The 20,201-nt window shown below is 67.7% G+C and carries 20 protein-coding genes; 5 read left to right on the top strand and 15 right to left on the bottom strand.

The window, feature by feature from the left end; translation table 11 throughout:
* The first annotated feature begins 14 nt into the window (after positions 1-14).
* Together A7U43_RS04400 and pyrE are read left to right on the top strand one after the other, a co-directional pair.
* Positions 15-818 carry a HugZ family pyridoxamine 5'-phosphate oxidase gene (locus tag A7U43_RS04400; protein WP_082902017.1) on the top strand — a complete coding sequence of 268 codons (804 nt, stop codon included), beginning with the start codon at positions 15-17 and terminating at the stop codon, positions 816-818.
* A 33-nt stretch (positions 819-851) separates the two neighbouring features.
* Positions 852-1,418, top strand: a complete 567-nt coding sequence (gene pyrE, locus A7U43_RS04395) for an orotate phosphoribosyltransferase (protein WP_067991565.1) — start codon at positions 852-854, stop codon at positions 1,416-1,418.
* A 6-nt stretch (positions 1,419-1,424) separates the two neighbouring features.
* On the opposite strand, the gene A7U43_RS04390 is transcribed toward pyrE, so the two are convergent.
* The 4 genes from A7U43_RS04390 to A7U43_RS04375 are packed head-to-tail and all read right to left on the bottom strand — an operon-like array spanning position 1,425 to position 5,183.
* Entirely contained in the window at positions 1,425-2,447 is a 1,023-nt protein-coding gene (locus A7U43_RS04390) for an ABC transporter ATP-binding protein (protein ID WP_067991562.1), read from the bottom strand.
* 26 nt (positions 2,448-2,473) lie between these two features.
* Complete coding sequence (locus A7U43_RS04385) at positions 2,474-3,226, bottom strand: ABC transporter permease (RefSeq protein WP_067991558.1); 753 nt, start codon at positions 3,224-3,226, stop codon at positions 2,474-2,476.
* A complete protein-coding gene (locus tag A7U43_RS04380; protein WP_411289620.1) occupies positions 3,223-4,065 on the bottom strand; it encodes an ABC transporter permease in 843 nt (280 codons plus the stop codon). The genes A7U43_RS04385 and A7U43_RS04380 overlap by 4 nt, the downstream gene beginning before the upstream one ends.
* Before the next feature lie 5 nt (positions 4,066-4,070).
* Complete coding sequence (locus A7U43_RS04375; RefSeq protein WP_067991555.1) at positions 4,071-5,183, bottom strand: ABC transporter substrate-binding protein; 1,113 nt, start codon at positions 5,181-5,183, stop codon at positions 4,071-4,073.
* A 115-nt stretch (positions 5,184-5,298) separates the two neighbouring features.
* Here A7U43_RS04375 and A7U43_RS04370 point away from each other — a divergent pair, with 115 nt between their 5' ends.
* Both A7U43_RS04370 and A7U43_RS04365 read left to right on the top strand, forming a co-directional pair.
* Positions 5,299-5,706 (top strand): TIGR03668 family PPOX class F420-dependent oxidoreductase, encoded by a 408-nt coding sequence (locus tag A7U43_RS04370; RefSeq protein ID WP_067991552.1) that lies wholly within the window; start codon positions 5,299-5,301, stop codon positions 5,704-5,706.
* Positions 5,707-5,783: 77 nt separating this feature from the next.
* Complete coding sequence (locus A7U43_RS04365) at positions 5,784-6,089, top strand: hypothetical protein (RefSeq protein ID WP_067991549.1); 306 nt, start codon at positions 5,784-5,786, stop codon at positions 6,087-6,089.
* 29 nt (positions 6,090-6,118) lie between these two features.
* On the opposite strand, the gene car is transcribed toward A7U43_RS04365, so the two are convergent.
* The 11 genes from car to A7U43_RS04310 form a co-directional block, all read right to left on the bottom strand.
* A complete protein-coding gene (gene car, locus A7U43_RS04360) occupies positions 6,119-9,589 on the bottom strand; it encodes a carboxylic acid reductase (RefSeq protein WP_067991546.1) in 3,471 nt (1,156 codons plus the stop codon).
* Between the two features lie 166 nt (positions 9,590-9,755).
* On the bottom strand, positions 9,756-10,643 hold the full coding sequence (locus tag A7U43_RS04355) for a DMT family transporter (protein ID WP_067991544.1): 888 nt from the start codon (positions 10,641-10,643) through the stop codon (positions 9,756-9,758).
* Positions 10,644-10,672: 29 nt separating this feature from the next.
* Positions 10,673-11,707 (bottom strand): phosphotransferase, encoded by a 1,035-nt coding sequence (locus tag A7U43_RS04350; protein WP_068001871.1) that lies wholly within the window; start codon positions 11,705-11,707, stop codon positions 10,673-10,675.
* 50 nt (positions 11,708-11,757) lie between these two features.
* Complete coding sequence (locus A7U43_RS04345; RefSeq protein ID WP_068001875.1) at positions 11,758-12,960, bottom strand: cytochrome P450; 1,203 nt, start codon at positions 12,958-12,960, stop codon at positions 11,758-11,760.
* A gap of 129 nt (positions 12,961-13,089) precedes the next feature.
* The gene (locus A7U43_RS04340) at positions 13,090-14,067 is read right to left on the bottom strand and encodes a LacI family DNA-binding transcriptional regulator (protein ID WP_067991541.1); all 978 of its coding nucleotides are present in this window, start codon (positions 14,065-14,067) and stop codon (positions 13,090-13,092) included.
* Positions 14,068-14,095: 28 nt separating this feature from the next.
* Complete coding sequence (locus tag A7U43_RS04335; protein ID WP_067991538.1) at positions 14,096-15,409, bottom strand: MFS transporter; 1,314 nt, start codon at positions 15,407-15,409, stop codon at positions 14,096-14,098.
* 77 nt (positions 15,410-15,486) lie between these two features.
* Positions 15,487-16,512 carry a TerC family protein gene (locus A7U43_RS04330; RefSeq protein ID WP_067991534.1) on the bottom strand — a complete coding sequence of 342 codons (1,026 nt, stop codon included), beginning with the start codon at positions 16,510-16,512 and terminating at the stop codon, positions 15,487-15,489.
* A gap of 191 nt (positions 16,513-16,703) precedes the next feature.
* A complete protein-coding gene (locus A7U43_RS04325) occupies positions 16,704-17,099 on the bottom strand; it encodes a hypothetical protein (protein WP_156525837.1) in 396 nt (131 codons plus the stop codon).
* A 22-nt stretch (positions 17,100-17,121) separates the two neighbouring features.
* Positions 17,122-17,517, bottom strand: coding sequence for a Rieske (2Fe-2S) protein (locus tag A7U43_RS04320; protein WP_067991531.1), 396 nt, complete (start codon positions 17,515-17,517; stop codon positions 17,122-17,124).
* 18 nt (positions 17,518-17,535) lie between these two features.
* On the bottom strand, positions 17,536-18,003 hold the full coding sequence (locus A7U43_RS04315) for a GtrA family protein (RefSeq protein ID WP_067991529.1): 468 nt from the start codon (positions 18,001-18,003) through the stop codon (positions 17,536-17,538).
* 56 nt (positions 18,004-18,059) lie between these two features.
* Positions 18,060-18,965 (bottom strand): SDR family NAD(P)-dependent oxidoreductase, encoded by a 906-nt coding sequence (locus A7U43_RS04310; protein WP_067991527.1) that lies wholly within the window; start codon positions 18,963-18,965, stop codon positions 18,060-18,062.
* 90 nt (positions 18,966-19,055) lie between these two features.
* On the opposite strand from A7U43_RS04310, the gene A7U43_RS04305 reads away from it, so the two are divergent.
* Complete coding sequence (locus A7U43_RS04305; protein WP_067991524.1) at positions 19,056-20,192, top strand: GGDEF domain-containing protein; 1,137 nt, start codon at positions 19,056-19,058, stop codon at positions 20,190-20,192.
* Positions 20,193-20,201 lie beyond the last annotated feature (9 nt).

Below are 20,201 nucleotides of genomic sequence, written 5' to 3'. Positions count from 1 at the left end.
GTTACAGTGCCGAAGTGGCTGAATTGCGTGATCACGGTGACCCCGGCGATGCTCCGTCGGTGCCGCCACCGCTGGCGCCGGTGCTCAACGCCACCCGTCCGTCGGCCGCCGAGGAGGCCCGCACCATCGCGGCGTCCACCAACGCGGGCACGCTGGCCACGCTGACCGCCGACGGTGATCCGTGGGCCTCCTTCGTCACCTACGGGCTGCTCGACGGCGCGCCGGTGCTGTGCGTGTCCAATATGGCCGAGCACGGCCGCAACCTCGCCGCCGACCAGCGCGCCAGCATTGCGATCGTGGCGCCCGAGGCGCCGGATGATCCGCTGGCCTCGGGCCGCGTCACGTTGGCGGGAGCCGTCGTGCGGCCCACCGGGGACGCCCTGGACGGTGCCCGGGCGGCTCACCTGGCGGCCGTGCCCGCCGCCAAGTACTACATCGACTACAGCGACTTCACCCTGTGGGTGCTGCAGGTGCAGCGGGTCCGCTGGGTCGGCGGGTACGGGCGGATGGATTCGACGTCGGGTGCCGACTACCTCGCAGCCGCACCCGACCCGGTGGCCCCGCACTCCGCGGGTGCCGTGCAACACCTCAACGCCGATCACGCCGACGCGCTGGTCGCGATGGCCCAAACCCTCGGCGGTTTCCCCGACGCCAGCGCCGCGACGTGCACCGGGGCCGACCGGTACGGACTCGACCTGAGGGTCACCACACCGCGTGGCATCGCCTACACCCGGGCCGGATACCTGGCACCGATCAACGGCATCGATGAATTGCGCTCGGCCGCAGTCGAGCTGACCCGGAGGGCACGGCAGGGCTGATCGCACCGGAGGTCGTGCAATACGATTCCGGGTATGCAGCGCCCGCAGACCTGGCAAGCGGCTTTCGAGCTGATCAAGACGCGCGGTTATGAGCATCGCGAGGAGCCGTTCAAGCTCGTCAGCGGGCAGCTCAGCCACGACTACATCGACGGCAAGTACGCCATCGACAACGGGGAGCGACTGTCCACGGTCAGCCGCGCGGTCGCCGACCTGGCGACGATGAACGGCATCGAGTTCGATGCCGTGGGCGGGCTCACCATGGGGGCCGACCCGCTGGCCCACGGCGTGGCGATGGTGACCGGCGCCGCCTGGTTCTCGGTGCGCAAGGAGCAGAAGGCCCGGGGTCGTGAGCAGTGGATCGAGGGCACCCGCATCGAGCCGGGCACCCGCGTGCTGCTGGTCGACGACGTGATCAGCACCGGGGGCTCCACCGCCAAGGCCTACGACCGCGTCACCGCGGCCGGTGCCGTGGTGACCGGGGTGATCCCGATGGTCGACCGCGGCGATGTCGCGGCCGACTTGTTCGGTCGAATGGGCGTGCCGTTCGTCGCGCTGGTGACCTACAAGGATCTGGGCATCGAGCCCGTCAAGGCCGTCTGACCCTGACTACCCGCCGACGACGAGTACCCCGGGGCTCTCGACGCTGAGGTGCGCCCGGTCGCCCGGCTCGAAGGTCTGACCGCTGACCTGGGCGATGACGGTCGAGCCGTCATCGAGCGCCACCGTGACACGGGAGACCGCGCCGAGGAAGGCCACCGACTGCACGGTGTCCGCGCCGGCCGGATCGGCGGTCAGCCGGATCGCCTCGGGCCGCACCAGGGCGGTGCCCTCGGTCACCGAACCCGGCAGCGCCGCCACCGACTGTCCCCACAACCGCACCCACCCGTCGATCACCCGGGCGGGCACCCGGTTGTGCAGGCCGACGAATTCGGCGACGAACGGGGTCGCGGGCCGGGTGTACAGCTCGGCCGGGGCCGCGAGCTGTTCGAGCCGTCCGCCGTTCATCACCCCGACCCGGTCGGCCACCGCCAGCGCCTCCTCCTGATCGTGGGTGACGAACAGTGTCGTGGTGCCCACCTCCAGCTGGACCCGGCGGATCTCGTCACGCAGCTGGCCGCGCACCTGGGCGTCCAGTGCCGACAGCGGCTCGTCGAGCAGCAACACCCGCGGCCGGATCGCCAGCGCGCGGGCCAACGCCACCCGCTGCTGCTGACCACCGGACAGCTCATCGGCATACCGCCCGGACTGCGTGGCCAGCCCCACCAGGTCCAGCATCTCGGCGGCCCGCCCGGCGCGCTCCCGGGCGCCGACGCCGCGCATCTTGAGTCCGAAGGCGACGTTGTCGAGAACCGTCAGGTGCGGAAACAGGCTATAGGACTGGAACACCAGGCCGATATCGCGCTTGTTGGCCGGTACCCGGCTGATCTCGCGCCCGTCGATCGTCACCGATCCGGCGTCGGCCTCGTCGAGGCCGGCCAAGATGCGCAGCGCAGTGGTCTTGCCGCAGCCCGACGGCCCCAGCAGCGCCACCAACTCGCCGGGCTGGATCTGCAGCGTCAACCCGTCCAGGGCGCGCACCGCACCGTAGCTGCGGGTCAGGCCGCTCAGCTCAACCTCTACGCCCTGCATATCCCCCGTCGCTTCGCTCGCCCCGGTCACGGCCGTCTCCTCCTGGTCACCAGCGACAACACGAACAACAGCACGAACCCGAAGATCAGGGTGGCCAGCGAGGCCGCCACCGAAGTCGGGCCGTCGCTCTTGCCGATCTCGACGATCTGCACCGGCAGCGTCTGGAAACCGGACAGCGACGCGACGGTGTACTCACCGAGCACCACCGCGATCGAGATGAACGCCGCGGACATGACGCCGGCCCGGATATTCGGCACGATCACCGCCACGATCGTCGCGGTCCAGCCCGCGCCCAGCGACCGTGCCGCCTCGGCCAGGGTCTGTAGATCGATCGCCGACAGCGCGGCGTCCAGCGCCCGGTAGGCGAACGGCAGCACCAGCACCACGTAGACGAAGGTGAGCGTCAGCGCCGACTCACCGAGCAGATAGGTCACCCACAGGTAGACGTTGCGCAGCCCCACGACGACCACCAGTGCCGGGATCGTCAACGGCAGCAGGCACAGGAACTCCACGAGTCGGTTGGCCCACGGCGCGCGCAGCCGGACCCAGATCATCGTCGGCACCAGCAGCGCCAGCATCGCCGCCACCGTCAGCACCGCGAGCAGCAGCGAGGCCACGATCGCGGCGAACAGCGCGTCGTCGGCGAACAGGTTGACCCAGGCCGATATGGTGCGGCCGCCGGCGTGCAGGTCACGGGTCGCGAAATCGGCCATCGCATAGAGCGGGAAGAGGAAGAAGGCCGCGAACAACAGCCACAGCAGGATCCGAAGGGTCTTCATCGCAGCCACCGGGCGGTGCGGCGCACCAACAGGTTGTAGGCGACCATCACCACGGCCACCACCACGATCATCTCGAGTGCCAGCGCATACGCCAGCCCGGCCCGGCCCAGCACCACCTCGCTGGTCAACGCCGACCGGATCAGCAGCGGCACAATGGGACTCCCCTGGCTGACCAGTGCGGCCGCGGTGGCGTAGGCGGCAAAAGCGTTGGCGAACAACAGCAGCAGTGATCCCAGGAACGCCGGCGTCAGCAGCGGCAACGCCACCTCACGCCAGTACTGCCAGGTGCTCGCTCCCAGGCTGACCGCGGCCTCGCGCCACTGGCTGCGCAACCCCTCCAGTGCGGGCAGGAACACGATGACCATCAGCGGGATCTGGAAGTAGGTGTACACCAGCACCAGCCCGCCCACGCTGTACAGCCAGCCGCCGGAGGCCACGTCGATGCCGAGCAGCTGCTGCAGCCACAGGGTAAGTACGCCGTTCAGACCGATGGTCGCCAGGAAAGCGAAAGCCAATGCCACACCACCGAACTGGGCCAGCACACTGGCCAAGGACAGCACCGCCCGGCGCAGCAGCGAGGTCGGCGCGCTGCTCAGGATCAGCCAAGCCAGCACCGCACCGAGCGCCGCGCCGATCAGCGCGCTGCTCGCCGAGAGCACCACGCTGCGCAGCAGCGCCGCCAGCGGGGCCTCGGTGAACAGCGCGGCGATCAGGTCCAGAGAGAAGCGGCCGTCCACCACGAACGCGTTCACGATCACGGTGCCGGTCGGGATGAGGAGGAAGATCGACACCACCGCCACGAACGGCAGCAGCGGCAGAGCCTGCCGGAGACGGCGCACGGAAATCAGCCGATGGCCTTGGCCCAGTTGGCTTCCAGATACTTGGTCGCGGCCTCGTTCTGTGCCACCGTGACGAACGTCGCCGCGCCGTCGACCGGCGGCAGGCCGCCGTAGACCACCCGGTCGATGCTGCCGCGGGTCACCATCGAGTCGGCCCGCACCGGTCGTGCACCGCCGCGCAGGTACAGGTTCTGCCCCTCGTCGCTGTACAGGAACTCCTGCCACAGCCGGGCCGCGGCCGGGTGCGGCGCGTCGGCGTTGATGGCCTGGAAGTAGTAGCCGGCAACCGCGGCGTTGTGCGGGATGATGACCTTCCAGCCCGGAACTTTCTTGGACTGTTCGACATTCAGGTAGTCCCAGTCGATGACCACGGGTGTCTGCCCGGAGGCGATGGTGGCCGGGGTCGGATCGACGGGCAGGAAGTTGCCCGCCTCGCTGAGCTTGCGAAAGAACTCGACACCGGGCGCGATGTCATCGGGAGAGCCGCCTTGGGCCACCGACACCATCATCACTCCGGAGAACGCGGCGCCGGCCTGGGTCGGGTCACCGTTGAGCGCGACCTTGCCCGCGAACTCGGGCTTGAGCAGGTCGTCCACACCGGCGATCGTCGGCACCTTGGCGGAGTCGTAGCCGATGGACATGTAGCCGCCGTAGTCGTTGACCCACTTGCCGTCCGGGTCCTTGAACGCCTCGGAGATCTCGTCGAAATGCTCCACCTTGTAGGGCGCGAACATGTCGGTGTTGGCCAGTGCGACGGATTGGCCCAGATCGAAGACGTCCGGCGCGGTACTACGGCCCTTCTGCTGCACCGCGGCGTTGATCTCCTCCTGGCTACTGGCGCCGGGCTGCGCCGAATTGACCTTGATGCCGTACTTGTCACCGAACGTCTTGATGATCTGTCCGTAGTTGGCCCAGTCGTCGGGCAACGCGATGACATTGAGTTCGCCCTCGGCCTTCGCCGCCTCGATCAGGCCGTCCATCCCACCGAAGTCCGCGGCCGATGTGGCGGTGCGCGCGTTCCCCTCGGCGGCAGGCTCGTCCTTGGTCGGCGGGGCGCAGGCGACAAGCCCGGCGGTCAGCAGTGCGGTGGCAGCCAGACCCAGGAGCGAATTCTTCATTGCCGAACCTTCCGATGGACAGGCGGCCGGACGGTGACCTGTCGGTGACATCGCAGTGAACGGGATCCGACGCTACCGGCAATCTTGCTGTCTGCGGGCGCATAACATCGGACGCGTGCCCGAAACCGATCCCGTCGACCTGTTCGCCGGCGCCCCGGTCGCGGCGCTCGCCACCGCCGGAGCCGACGCCGCACCGCATCTGGTCCCGGTCGTCTTCGCCGTGGCGGGAGACACCGTCTACACCGCCGTCGACGCGAAACGTAAGTCCACCCGACGGCTACGCCGGTTGACCAACATCGCGGCCAACCCGCGGGTCAGCCTGCTGGCCGACCACTACAGCGAGGACTGGGAGCAGCTGTGGTGGGTGCGCGCAGACGGGCTGGCCACCGTGCACCACGACGGTGAACAGATGGCCATCGGATACGGCCTGCTCCGCGCCAAGTACGAGCAATACGAGCGCACCGCCCTGGACGGTCCGGTGGTGGCCATTGCGGTGTCGCACTGGGCGTCCTGGCACGCCTGATGTCCGGGACGGCGTGGAATCACACTGCCGAACTGCCGGTTCCCGACCTAGGATCGGAAGGCAGAAAAGAGGCACACATGAACAAGCACGCAATCGCCGTGGCGGTCACCGCCGGCCTGGCCGCAGGTCTCATCGGATCGGGCGCACCCGCTGCTGCCGCACCGGACGTCACCGGCAACGCGCAGCAGACCATCGACGATCTGCGCGCGCAGGGCTACCGGGTGATCGTCAGCCGCTTGAGCAGCAAACCACTCGCGGAGGCGAATGTGGTCGGGGTGCGCCACGGCCAGGATTTCAGCCAGAACTGGATCGTCGACGACGAGGACCGCGACTACGTGTACAACGCGCTCGCGGTGCAAACGATCTACGTCGACGTGAACTAGTACCGCACAACGCGAAACGGCGTTGTGGTCTAGAGCAGCCCGAGCAGCTCCAGATCGGTCGCGTACTTGACGATGACCTCCCGGCTGACATGCGGAATGTCCTTGTCCGGCCCGATCTTTGCCTCCTGCACCGCGGCCCGGAACACCTCTGTCGGCGCCATCGCGCCGTTCACCGGCGTCCCCGGAACCGTGTAGTTGTGCAGCAGCGGCAGCAGTGACGCCTGACGCTGCCGGTCCGGCAGGGCCCGCAGCGCGGTCTCGAACCGGGCCAGCCACTGGTCGTAGTCGGCGACGCGCTCGATCGGGTAGCCGGCCTCGACCAGCCAGTCGACGAAGGTGTCCATGCTGATGCCATCGTCGTACGGGTTCATCACGTGGTAGGTCTCGAACGTGCGCGCGGGGTCGAGAGCCACCTGGGTGCCCAAAGTCGAGATGGCCTCCGCGATGAACTCGACCGGCAACCCGTCATAGTGGCTGCGCTGCGGGTTGCCCTCGGCGTCAAGCTGATTGAACGATCCGGGTGCGATACCGGCGGCCACCAGGCTGAGCATCATCCGGGTGAACATGTCGGGCAGGTTCAGCTGACCGGCGTAGGTGGTGTCGGCCAGGATCATGTCGCAGCGGAACACCGACACCGGCAGACCGACCAGGTCGTGGGCCTCCCGCAGCAGCACCTCACCGGCCCACTTGCTGGTGCCGTAACCGTTGGCGTAGCTCTCGTCGACGACCCGGGTGGCGGAGATGGTCCGGATGTCGGCGTCCTCGACGAACCTGCCCGGTTCGATCCCCCAGCCCACGCCGATGGTGGACACGTAGGCGAACGGTTTGATCTTGGTGGTGAGTGCGATCCGGATCAACTCGGCGGTACCGAGTGCGTTGGGCCCGAACAGTTCGCTGTACGGCAGCACGTGGTTGACCAGTGCCGCCGGGTCCACGATGAGGTCGACGGTGTCGGCGAGGCGCTGCCAGACCGCCGGATCCAGGCCGAGGTCGGCCTCGCCCTTGTCGCCGGCGATCACCTCGAGGTGACGGTCGGCCAGCTCACGATAGTGCGCAACGAGTTTCGGGTCACCGGTCTCGAAGGTCTTGTCCAGCCGGGCCCGGGCCTCATCGTCGTTCTTCGCGCGGACCAGGCAGATCACCTTGCCGTCGACGAGGTCCATCCGCTCCAGCCAGTCCAATGCCAGATAGCGGCCCAGGAAACCGGTGGCTCCGGTCAGCAGCACGGTACGGATCTCGCTGACCGGACCCGGAAGGGACGGTGCGGCAGCCAGAGTCGCCGCGTCGATGAACTTGTCCAGGGTCAGGTCGGCGGCGTGCACCGCCGTCGCGCCGGCACCGTGCACGGACGCGAAGGTGGGCCGTCCGGTACCGCCGGCGCGCTGGGTCTCGATGTGTTCGGCAATGGTCTGCAGGTCCGAGGCCGGGCTGACGATCACCGAGACCGGCACCTCGACGTCGAAGATATCGGCCAGCAGGTTGCCGAAGGTCAACGCCGACAACGAATCTCCGCCCAGATCGGTGAAGTGCACATCGGGGGCGATATCGGAGCTCGCCGCACCCAGCAGCGCGGCGACGGCCCGGCTGACGGTCTCCAGCACCGGCGCGGTGGCCCCGGCGGACCGTAGCGCCAGCAGTTCGTTGGCCTGGCCGTCGGCCAGGTCGGTGTAGAGCTGCTCGAGTTCGGCGCCGTAGCGCTCCTTGAGCTTCGGCCAGGCCAACTTCCGGATACCGGTCAGCAGACCGTTTTCCACCGTGAACGGTGTCGTCTCGATCAGGAAGTCCCTCGGCAGTTCATAGGACTGCAGATCCGCGGCGCGAGCGGCATCCTTCAACGATGCGGCGATATCCGCCTTGGACGCGTCCGCGTCGGTGGGCACCACCACGGCCAGCAGATAGGGCCTGGCGCTGTTGCCGTAGATGTAGATCTGGTGCACCAGCGGTGCGGTGTTGAATGCGGCCTCCAGCTTGGACACCGTGACGAATTCGCCCTGGGAGAGCTTGAGCACGTTGTTGCGCCGGTCGACATAGGCGACCTGATCGGGTCCGAGTTCGGCGACGATATCGCCGGTCCGGTAGAAACCGTCCGCGTCGAAGACCTGGGCGGTGACCTCGGGGCGCTTGTAGTAGCCGGGGAACAGCTGCTCGGAACGCACCAGCAGCTCACCGCGCGGGTGCGGGCGGTCGGTCAGGTGGTAACCGAGTTCGGGCACGTCGACCAGCTTGTACTCCAGCACCGGCGGCCGAGCGATCTTGCCGTCCACGAACACCGCGCCGGCCTCGGTCGAGCCGTAGCCCTCCAGCAGGTGCATGTCGAGCAGCTTCTCCACCCAGGCTTTCAGCTCCGGCGAGATGGGCGCCGAACCGGTCAGCGCGCTGACGAAGCGACCGCCGAGGAGGTTCTGCCGCATGTCCGCCAGCACCGCTTCTTTCTCGGCGTCGGTGGCGCCGGTGTGTGCGATCCGGCTCTGGTATTCACCGAACAGCATGTCCCAGATGCGCGGCACGAAGTTCAGCTGGGTGGGCCGGGTCAGTGCCAGGTCCTCCAGGAAGGTCGACAGGTCGGCGCGGGCCGCGAAGTTCACCGAGCCGCCGCTGGCCAGCGCGCTGTAGAGGATGCCGCGGCCCATCACGTGGCTCATCGGCATGAAGCTCAGCACGACCGACGGCACCACGCCCTGGCTCTCATCCCAGTGCGAGTTGGCCGCGGGCCGCCAGATGTCGGCGACCTTGCTCGCTGGGTACATCGCTCCCTTGGGCGCTCCGGTGCTGCCGGAGGTGTAGATCAGCAGCGACAGCGGATCGGATTCCTCTTGTACGGCAACGGGTTCGACGGTGGAGGCCGGACGCACCAGCAGATCGTCGAGGGTCTCGATGGTGACCCGGTCACCGAGCCTGGCGGTCGCGACGACCAGCGCGTCACGCTGGTCATCGACCTGGGGCCGGTAGTCGAACACCGCGAGCCGCACCACATCTGATCCGAGGGCCAACTCGACCGCGTCATCGAGATAGTCGATGCTCGCCGCGATGAGCACCGGCTCGGTCTCGGCGACGATGGGGGCGAGTGCGGCCGCCGACACGCTGGTCTGCAGCGGCACCGAGACGGCGCCGAGCTGCGTGAGCGCGATATCGACCACGGTGTAGTCGACGCTGGTGAAGCCGAGCAGGGCGACCCGGTCACCGGGGTGCACGGGGTTGGCGCGCCAGGCGTCGGCGACCCGCCGGACCCGCTCCCAGAGCTGCCCGTGGGTGATGGTCTCGAAACGCGGCTGCAGTTCGGCGACGGTGCGGCCGGTTTCGTCGGTGACGAACTCGACGGCGCGGGCGCCCAACGCGGGCCGGTCGGCGTAACCGGTCAGGACGGTGCGCACGATATCGGGAAGGGTCAACCCGGGTTCGTTCACCGCGGCGACGACGGCCGGGTCGGGCCTGGCGGCGGCGAACTCCGGGTCTGTGGCGTACAGCCGCGCAAGGCGGTCGTCAAAGTTCTCGTTCGACATGAGTAGTCCTTCAGTTCTCTATCGCTATTCGTAGGCCGGGGCGAGCGGAGCGACGGGAAATCGCTCGGCGGACCTCGTCGTCCACACCGACGCACCTCACAACGTTAGCAAAACTAAAGATATGCCCGCGGCGCTGCGACCTGCCGGTTCCCTGTGAGAACGGTCGTCAGGTCGCGCGTGACGTGGCTTCCAGCTGGGCCTCATAGGCGCCTTCGTCACGCCCGAGCGCGATGGTGGCCGCGGTCATGGCGAGCACCGTGACGGTCAGCACCACCGCCTCCCACCGATTCGCGGTGAGGGTCTCGCCGAGCAGGAACACACCCAGCAGCACGGCCGCCATCGGCTCGACGACCAGCATGGTGGGGACGGAGGTCTGCAGCGAACCGGCATGGAAGGCGGACTGCTGCAGCAGGGTGGCCAACACACCGAGCAGTACCAGCGCATACGGCAGCGGAGTCGCCAGCACCTCGGCGACGGTATGGCGATCCAGCGCGTGCATCAGCATCTTGGTCAGCACCGCGACGAGACCGAACAGCACGCCCACGGCGACAGCCAACGGGACCGCCCGTTGCCAGCCGGAGCGGCGCACCGCGACCAGCACACAGCCGAGCACCACCGCCGTACACACACCCGCGACCACGGCAATGGTGCTCACCGGCGCAACCTGGTCACTGACCCGGGGATGGGCGAGCAGCACGAAGATCGCCAGCGAGACCGTCAACAGCACGGCCCACAACCAGTCGCCCCGGTTGACCCGGCGGTGCGCCAGCCGGGCGCTCAGCGGCAGCGCGAACAACAGCGCGGACACCAGCAGCGGCTGCACCACGATCAGCGAACCGTTGTCCAGGGCCAAAGCCTGGAAGACGAAACCCGCCACCGCTGCGGCAGTTCCGCCCCACCACAGCGGGCGGCGCAGCAGCGTTGCCAGCATGACGGTGCTGACACCGTGCTCCTCGGGCACATCGATCGTCGCCCGCTGGCGCACCACGATGCCAATGGCCGCGAAAATGGCTGCGCACAGGGCGAAGATGACGACAAGCACGTGATCGATCACAGTCGGCGCGCCCTTGTCACGCCACCACCCTAGGTGGTCAGGTCCGCCAACGCTTGTGCGGTTTGCAGGTCCTCGTAGGCGGCGCTGTAACGCTGCGCCAACGCCAGCGCGATGTCCGGGCGCTGCCAGAGTTCCCCGGCACTGGCGGTGGCCAGCCACGTCGTCAGGCCGTGCGCCACCGACGCGCGGTAGCGCAGCCAGATCTCCTCGGCCGAGGGCAGTTCGTGGGCGGGCAGGCCCAGGCTGTCCCGGTACTCGCCGAGCAGTTCACGCTCGTGCGCGCGTCGGTCCTCGGTGACCAGCGCGCCCTGCAGGAAGTAGCCGAGGTCGACGGAGAAGTTACCCCGCCGGGCCACCTGCCAGTCCAGGAAGCCGACGGTGTCTCCCGACCCGGTCCCGGTGACCACATAGGTATTGCCGATGTGCGGGTCACCGTGCAGCAGGGTCACCGGCACACCCGGTGCGGTCAAGGTCCGGATGAACGGTTTCCAGATGCCTTCCACCAGCGCATCGATGGTCAGCGCCTGCACCGAGGCCGGGGCGTCATCGCCGAGGCGTTGCAGCGCCGCAGGCAGCGGTGCGTACTGCATGCCGTCCCAGGGCAGAAACGGTTCCAGCCAGCCCAGACCGGGCCGTGTGAGCCGCTCACCCCAGAATTCCCCGTGCAGCCGGCCGAGACCACGCACCGCGTCGGCGGCCTGCTCGACGGTGAGCGGCCGGGTGGCATCGCGGGGATCGGCATCCCGGGCGGTGAGGTCCTCCATCACCAACAGGAAGTCCTCGGCGGTTTCGTCGACCGGGGCGGCGTGCACCCGCGGATGCTCCAGCGGCAGCTCGACACCGGAGGCGAACAGCCGCGGCTCGTGTAGCAGCCCGCTGGTCATCTTGATCAGCTCCCGGTGTCCAGGATCGACGGCCTTGACGAACACCCGGTCCGGACCGGCCGGACCGGGTCGGTAGGTCAGCGCCAGCCGGGCCCGCCGGTTGGTGCCGTCATCGCGCATGGCGACGGTGACGGTATCGACGACCGCGTCGGGGAAGTCCATGGCCAATGCCGCGGTCATCCAGTCGGGGGTGACCTCGTCCCACGATTTCGGGACCGACAACCCAACGGTCACGGGACGAACGCCGGCATCGAATCCCAGCCGCGCACGGTCGACGTCGGTGACAGCTTCGCGTTGGGCAGATCGACCTCCCACTCCGGAAAGCGCTTGAGCATCTCCTCCAGCGCGATCCGACCCTCCAGGCGGGCCAGCGCCGAGCCCAGGCAGAAGTGCGTGCCGACGCTGAATGCCAGATGCTGGCGCTGTTCGCGGTGGATGTCGAAAACCTCACCGTCGGGCGGGAATTGGCGGCTGTCACGCACGGCCGATCCGATCAACATCATCATCGCCGCACCCTCGGGCACCGTCTGGCCGTAGTACTCGACATCGCGGGTGACGTAGCGGGCGACGTGCGGGGCGGGCGGTTCGAAACGCAGCAGTTCCTCGATCGCCTGCGGGATCAGGGCCGGGTTCTCGACGAGCTGGCGGCGCTGGTCGGGATGCTCGGCGAGCACCTTGGCCGCCCAGCCGATCAGGCGGGTGGTGGTCTCATTCCCGGCGCCGGCGACGACGTTGATGTAGATCAGCAGCTCTTCGCGGGTGAGGTGGCGGGTCACGCCCTGCTCATCGGTGAACTCGACGTTGAGCAGGTCGGTCATGATGTCGTCGGACGGGTTGTCCTTGCGCCAGTCGATATAGGTCTCGAAGATCGACCCGTCGATCAGGCCTTCACTGGCGGCCTTCATCGGCTTGCCGTCCTCGGTGCGCATCTGATCGTTGCCGTGGTCGCGGATCATCTCCTGGTCGTCCTCGGGGATGCCGAGCAGCGTGCTGATCACCCGCATCGGCATGATGGCGCCGAAATCGGTGATGAAGTCGACCTTGCCGGAGCCGACCAAGGGGTCCAGCGCCTGTGCGCAGAACTCGCGGATCTTGGGTTCCAGCGCGGCGATCTTGCGCGGGGTGAACATCCGGGCCAGCAGTTTGCGGTGTGTGGTGTGGATCGGCGGATCCTCGAAGATCAGTGCGCCCGAGGGGATCTCGATATTGGCCTTGATCAGTTCGATGATCGCGCCGCGCGCCGAGCTGAATGTCTCGTGGTCGATCAACGCCTTGTTCACATCGGCGAACCGGCTCAACGCGTAGAAGTCGAACTCCTCGTTGTAGTACAGCGGCGCTTCTTCGCGCAGGCGGGCGAACGCCGGGTACGGGTTGGCGTTGATCTCGACGTTGTACGGGTCGAAGTACACGTCGCCGACGGCGGTGCCGTCAATTCGTCCTGGGTTGGCCTCGATGGTCACCTGTTCACCTCTCCGGGGGCTGGCACTTACTCGCGTAAGTTACGCGGGTCACTCCCCCGAGGGCAAGCGCGCACCGTGACAAATCGACCGCGAAGTGTCTCGTCAGGTGGACGCGCGCTGAATCAGCTGCGCGACATTTGCGCTGCTGGGCTCACCAGCGCTGGGAAATCCGAGCTCGGTCATCATCGCCGCCACCGACACCTCGACGATCGTCTTGGCATCCAAGCCGACCGAGGTCAGCGGTGGACCGCTCACCGCGCCCAGCGGGATCGCGTCCACTCCCATCACCGCCAGATCCTGCGGGCAACGCAGCCCGGCCTCCCTGATGCCGTGCAACACCACCATGGCGGTCTCGTCGCTCTGCGCGCACACCGCCGTCACACCCGCCGCGATCCAGTCACGCACCACGTCCGCGGCATCGGAGCCGTCGGCGGCGACGGTCGCGGTGGCGATCTCGGGCAGCTCCGCGGCGGCCGCCCGCAAGCCGGTCAGCCAGTAGTCGCCGAGCGGCCGTAGCGTCTCGTCGCCGGCGTAAGCGAACGCCAGCCGCTGGTGCCCCCGGGCCACCAGATGCTCGACCCGCAGCCGACCGATCGACAGATGTAGCTCACCCATCGCGTGCAATTGCGCGCTGCCCAGATAGATCTGCGGGATGCCCGCAGCCGTCACCGCCTCCAGCGCGGCACCGCCGAGCGGGAACACACTGGTCACCGCGATCGGGTTCAGGTCGGCCACCGCGTCCACCACATTGCGGCCGTCATCGGTCTCGAACTGCAGTGACAACACCACGCCGTGCCGGGCCAACTCGGTGGTCAGCCTGCTGCCGACCTCAAGGAGCAACTCGCCCAACGAAATTCGCGGAACGATATACAGCACCACGCCGCTGCCGCCGCGGGCAAGATTGCGGGCGGCGAGGTTTGGCCGGTAACCGAGAGACTTGGCCGCATCCTGCACGGCCGCGCGGGTCTGCGCCGAGATGGTCTGTCCCTTGACGTTGTTGAGCACATAGCTGACGGTCGCCGGTGAGACATTGGCCAGCCGCGCCACATCCGCCTTCGTGGGCCTGGTTCCCGGTCTCATGCCGACATCATCGCAGGGTGACCCGCCCTCAGGTGGCCGCCAGCGGTTTACCCGCCGATTCCCGCAGCGTCAGCACCGTGCCCAGGGACAGCACCGCGGCGATCACCAGATAGAAGGCGGCCGCCCGGGGGTTGCCGGTCTCGGCCGTCAGCCAGGTCACCGCGTACGGGGTGGTGCCGCCGAACGCCGCGACGCAGATGTTGTAGCCGACGGCGAAGCCGCTGTAGCGCACCCGGGTGGCGAACAGTTCCACACCTGCGGTCACGGCCGTCGAGATGTAGATCGATTCGATCGCGGCCAGCAGGCAGTGCGCGGTCACGGCGGCGGCCAGCGACCCCGAGGTCAGCAGCAGGAAAATCGGATAGCTCAACAGCGCGAAAGCCGCTGAGCCGGCGATCAGCATCGGCTTGCGCCCGATCCGGTCCGAGAGCACCGCGAACGGCAACGTCAGCACGAGGGCGACCAGGCTGGCCAGCGTGATGGAGAGAAACGATGCGGCCTTGGAGAACTCCAGCGTCTTGATCAGGTAGGTCGGTAAGAAGGTGAACACCACGTAGTAGCCGACGTTGAAGATCAAGAACATGCCGATGACCTGCAGAATCGGCCGCCACGATGTACGCGTGGCCTCGCGCAGGGGCCGATCGGCGACCTTGTCGGCGGTACTGAGGTCGGTGAACTCGGGGGTGTCGTCCAACCGCAGCCGGATGTACAGCCCGACCAGGCCCAGCGGTGCGGCGAGCAGGAACGGTATCCGCCAGCCGTAGCTGTCCATCGCGGCGGCCGACAGCCCGGTCTGCAACAGGGTGACCGTGAGCGATCCGAGCAGGAAACCGAGCACCCCCGACCACACCATGAAGGTGACCACGAGGCCGCGTCGTCTGTCCGGCGCGTACTCGGCCAGATACACCGCTCCGCCACCGTATTCGCCGCCGGCCGAGAACCCCTGCAGACAGCGCAGCACCAGCAGCATCAGCGGGGCCGCGACGCCGACCGCCGAGTAGGTCGGCAACAGCCCGATGAGCAAGGTGGCCGCCGACATCAGCAGGATCACCAGTGCCAGCACCCGCTGCCGGCCGATGCGATCCCCGAGCGGACCGAACACGAACCCGCCCAACGGGCGCATGAAGAACGCCGCCGCGAAGATCGCGAACGTGTTCAGCAATGCCGCGGTGTCATCGTCGGAAGGAAAGAAATTGGCGGCGATGTAGACCGCCAGGAATCCGTAGATGGCGAAATCGAACCATTCCACGGCGTTGCCGATGGAGGCTCCGATAACGGCCTTACGAACCGCAGCGGGTTCGGGGCGAGCGGAGCGACGGGGGAACACTTCAGCGGACGGCATGCCGCCCTACGTTAACGAATTGTCCGGCGGGATAACGGGTTTGAGCGAGGCGCTTACAAAGCGCCCCGCTCGGCAAGCTATTCGGCCGGCTTGGCCGGGGCTTCCCCGTCGGCGGTGTCCTCGGCTGTGGCGCCGTCCTTCTTGTCGACCACCCGGGTCTTGTACAGGCTGGCGACGGTGGTGATGACCAGGGTGACGATGATGACGCCCAGGCTGGCCAGCGTCGGGATGGTCGGCACGTGCACCGGCTCGCCGCCGTTGATGAACGGCAGCTCGTTCTCGTGCAGGGCGTGCAGCACCAGTTTGACGCCGATGAAGCCGAGGATGAAGGACAGGCCCTGCGACAGGTAGACCAGCCGCTTGAGCAGATCCCCGAGTAGGAAGTACAGCTGACGCAGGCCCATCAGCGCGAACACGTTGGCGGTGAACACCAGGTAGGGCTCCTGGGTGAGCCCATAGATGGCCGGAATGGAGTCCAGGGCGAACAGCAGGTCGGTGGTGCCCAGCGCGACGATCACCAGGAACATCGGCGTCATGACGCGCTTGGAGCCCTCTTTGACCGTGAGCTTCAGGCCGTGCCATTTGTCGGTGGTGTTCAGGTAGTTGCGAGCGAACCGGACGACTCCGTTCTCGGCGTCGTCGTCGTGGTCGGTGTCGCGGGCCAGCTTCCAGGCGGTGTAGATCAGGAAGGCGCCGAAGATGTAGAACACCCAGGAGAACTGTTCGATGGCCACCGCGCCGAGGGCGATGAAAATGCCGCGGAAGATCAGCGCAAGGATGATGCCGACGAGCAGCGCCTGCTGCTGGTAGATCCTGGGCACCTTGAAGCTGGCCATGATGATCAGGAAGATGAACAGGTTGTCCACCGAGAGGCTGTACTCGGTGAGCCAGCCGGCGAAGAACTCCACGCCGTATTGGCTGCCGTGGAAGGTCCAGGTCCAGATGCCGAAGGCGATCGCGAGGCCGACGTAGAAGGTCAGCGCGATGGAGGTTTCCCGGGTCGACGGCTCATGCGGCCGCCTGCCGAACACCAGGACATCCACGAGCAGGACGCCCAGGGTGACGGCGAGGGTGATCCCCCACTCGAGTGCGGACACGTTCATATGGTTGGAGCCTCCGGTCGTCGATCAACGGCCGAGGTCTCTTCCGCCCGCGCATACGTCACGCGGGCCTGCAGCACCGGTCGTCCGATGACGGACGACGTGATGACGACACCGCAGCGCAGGAGTACTCCCCTCGGAGCTGATTGTGTCAGACGATCACATCCCCAGCGAATCGGCTGGCTAAACGCCCGTCACGGTTCCCCTGTGGTCGACTCCGTGGTGGTGGCGAACGGATTCAGGATGAACGGGTTGTCCTCGTCCAGCGACGGGGTCGTCTCCTCGGTGCTCGACTCCTCGGTGCTCGTCTCCGTGGTGGTGGTCGTCTCCGTGGTGGTGGTCGTCGACCTGGTGGTCCGTGTGGTGGTCGTGCTCGAGGTGGAACCGGTCGTCGAGGTGGTGTAGCCGGTGTAGTGCTGCGGACCGTAGGAGGGTTGCACCGAGTTCTCCGCGGTCTGCACCACGGCGTAGATCAGCACGACGATGGCCAGCACTCCGGCCACCCCCGCGGTGACGACTGCCCACGATTCCTCGTACCACGGCATCTCGGTCGGCATCGGCACCGATTCACCGGGCTGGTCGTCCACCACAGCCGATGATCGTAACCAGCTTTCAGCCGGCCACGATCGAATCACCACGGACTGTGATCGGCGCCGGCGTCAGCGGTGCCCGCGCGGGTCCGGACAGCACGGCGCCGTCGAGGCCGAAGGTACTGCCGTGGCACGGGCAGATGACCTGGGCACCGTCGACCTTGGACACCGTGCACCCGGCGTGCGAGCAGACCGCCGAGAACCCGGTGAACTCGCCGGGCCTCGGTTGGGTCAGCACGATGCCGTCGACCACCAGGGCGGAGCCCACCGGCACCTCGGCGGTGCGCGCAAGAACCTCCGGCGGTGCCGGGGTCGCCGCGGGTTCGGTCTTCTCGGCGGCGCAGCCCGCCAGCACCACGGTTCCGATGGCGGCGCCCGCCCCGACGAGCACGTCCCTGCGGTCCGGCTGAATGGTCATCGGTTCATTGTTGGCGTTTCAGCGCCGGAACACCACCAGCCGCATCGCGGTGTACATGTAGACCGCCTCGCACCCGCCGGCCACCAGCCGGGCCAGGTGGTACTGCAGCCCCGTGGCGGCCAGGAAGGTCGGCAGCACGACGATGAACGCCGCGTAGTTGACGGCGACCACCGCCACGTAGGTGACCAACTGCGGACCGACGGTGGCATGTGAGCGGAAGTTCAGGGTCCGGTTCAGGAAGAACGCCAGCGTGAACGCGCATACGTAGCCCGCGGTGAACGCGATCGGCAGCGGCACCGCGAAACCGCCGTGCAGCATCGTCAGCAGCGCCATGTCCAGTCCGAAGGTGAAGCTGTTGATCAGCACGAAACCCAGGAAGGTCGGGGCGACAATCGATTTCAGGCCGAAGGGCAGGCGCGCCACGACCCGCTCGCAGAACAGGTGGAACCGTTCGACGCGCCCGCTCGGAGTCGTTCGGACGGTCACCGTGAGACTGTCTCACCATCAGGTGACGGCCGCGTGATGCCCGGCTGACGACGCGGCTAACCGATGGCGAGCGCTGTGCCGGTTTCCTGCTCGGCGAATTGGACGACCCGCGCCGCGGTCGCGTAGTCACATGCCAGCGCCGACCGCCCGATCAGCACCGGGCCGCCCCGCAGGCCGAACCGGCCTTCCACGCCGACGTAGCTGCCCGGCGGGATGGGTTCGGTGAGGCAGTACAGCGTGGTGGCGGCCCCGGCCGCCGGATCGTTGGCCAGCACACCGGCCACCAATTTGACCCCGCGCGCCACGACGCCCATCAGCGGTGCGTCCGACAATTGCGGCAGATTGGAATCCACCCAGCCCGGGTGGGTGAGGTGGCTGATGACCGGCGAGTTCGCCGCGCGCAGTCGGCGGTCCAATTCCAGTCCCCACAGCATGACCGCCAGCTTGGACCGGGCGTAGGCGCCCATCCTCGTCCACTTGTGGGCGCTGAGGTGCATATCGTCGAGTCGCAACGTCGCCGACTCGTGGGCCTGCGAGCCGACGTTGACGATCTGCCCGCGCACCCGGTCCAACAGCAGGTTGGTCAGGGCGAACGGGCCGAGCATGTTGGTCGCGATGGTTGCCTCGAAGCCGTCCACCGTGTCGACGCGCTTGTCGGTGAGCGTTCCGGCGTTGTTGATCAGGATGTCGACCGTGCCGATACCCGCGTCGTCGAGCAGTCCCGGGAACGCGCGCACCGAGGACAGGTCGGCCAGATCGAGCCGGAGCACCGAGGTGCGTCCGCCGATCTCGGCGGCGCGTTGCGCCCCGAGATCGGTGTTGCGCACCGCCATCACCACGTGTGCCCCGGCCCGGCTGAGCGCCGCCGCCGTCGCCAGTCCGACGCCGTTGGTCGCGCCTGTCACGATCACGGTGCGGTCGGTCATGTCGCCGAGGCGTGCCGGGGTCCATGGGGATGCCATTGGGCCAGGCTAGCGGCCTTGGTGCTGGTACCGTTCGCTGATGCTGTGGGGGCGTAGAAGTGCACGGCCCGGCGCCGGGAGCGCGGGGCCGTGGTGATCCCTTCCCGGTGGCGACACGGCGGCGACCATTACGAATGGTTGACGTCCTTCCTGGCCGCCCGCGAACTGCAGGTCGCGACGTGCCGGATGGTCGCCTGGATCATCGGCAGCCTCGGCGTGATGTCGGTGTTGGTGATCATCGCGTCCACCACTTCCCAACTGCCCCACCGGCCGGTCATCGCGGCGCTGTTGTTCGTCGCCTGCGCGGTGATGTCCTTTGTGTGGCTGCGCTCGGACTGGCCGACTCGGCGGCAGTCCCAGTTCTGTCTGATCCTGGGTACCGTCTTGATCGCGACGGTGTGCCTGCTGGAGCGCGACCCGGTCCTGGCGCTGCTCAGTGCCACGGCGTTCACCGTTACGACGGCCTACGCGATGATCTTCCATTCCCGTGTGTGGCTCGCGCCGATCTGGGCTGTACAGACCGCAACGTTGGTGGTGCTGGCCTGGCGCCTGGTATCCGCCGATCAGGCGCTCGCCCTGGCCAGCGTGGCCTTCGTCGTCGTGATCAATTCGTTTGTCGCCCTCGCGTGCGAGTTGGTCCTGCGGATCATCGGTTCGGAAAAGCCACACGGCGAAATCGAGCCGCTGACCGGTCTGCCGAATCGGCAGTCCTTCTATGACAGCGTGGCCACCCTGATCGGTTCCCGCAGCCGGCGCGATGACCGCTACCTGATTCTGATCGTGGTGAATCTGGACAGCTTCTCGCTGCTGACCGCCATGTCGGGACGGGCAGGCGGCAACAAGGCGCGGGTGGCGATCGGGCAGCGGCTGCGCGAAACGGTGCGCGGCGACGCGGTCATAGGCGCCCTCGGGGAGGCCGAGTACCTGGTGGCCGATGTGTTCACCACGCCGGACCCGACGCCGCTCGCCGAGCGGATCCTGGGCACCATCAAGTCCGCACCGTTCCAGTTGACGGCGAGTCTCGGCGTGGTCAGTACCCCGCTGAAACCGCTGACCGGTCAGGGCTCCCACGACGTGCTCGACGAACTCGTCACCATCGGCACCAACGCGATGTACGAGGCACGCAAGTCCGGGGGGAACCAGATGCGGCTGCTGCTGTCACCCGCGCTGGCCACCGTGGACGACGACGGCCCCGACGACCACCCCGACGTCAACCGGTCCGCCTGACCCGTCGTT

Origin of the sequence: Mycobacterium adipatum, from assembly GCF_001644575.1 — a bacterium.
In the GTDB taxonomy this organism is placed as follows: Bacteria; Actinomycetota; Actinomycetes; order Mycobacteriales; family Mycobacteriaceae; genus Mycobacterium; species Mycobacterium adipatum.
Note: the sequence above shows the minus strand (reverse complement) of the source record. Positions and strands in the feature narration are given on the sequence as shown.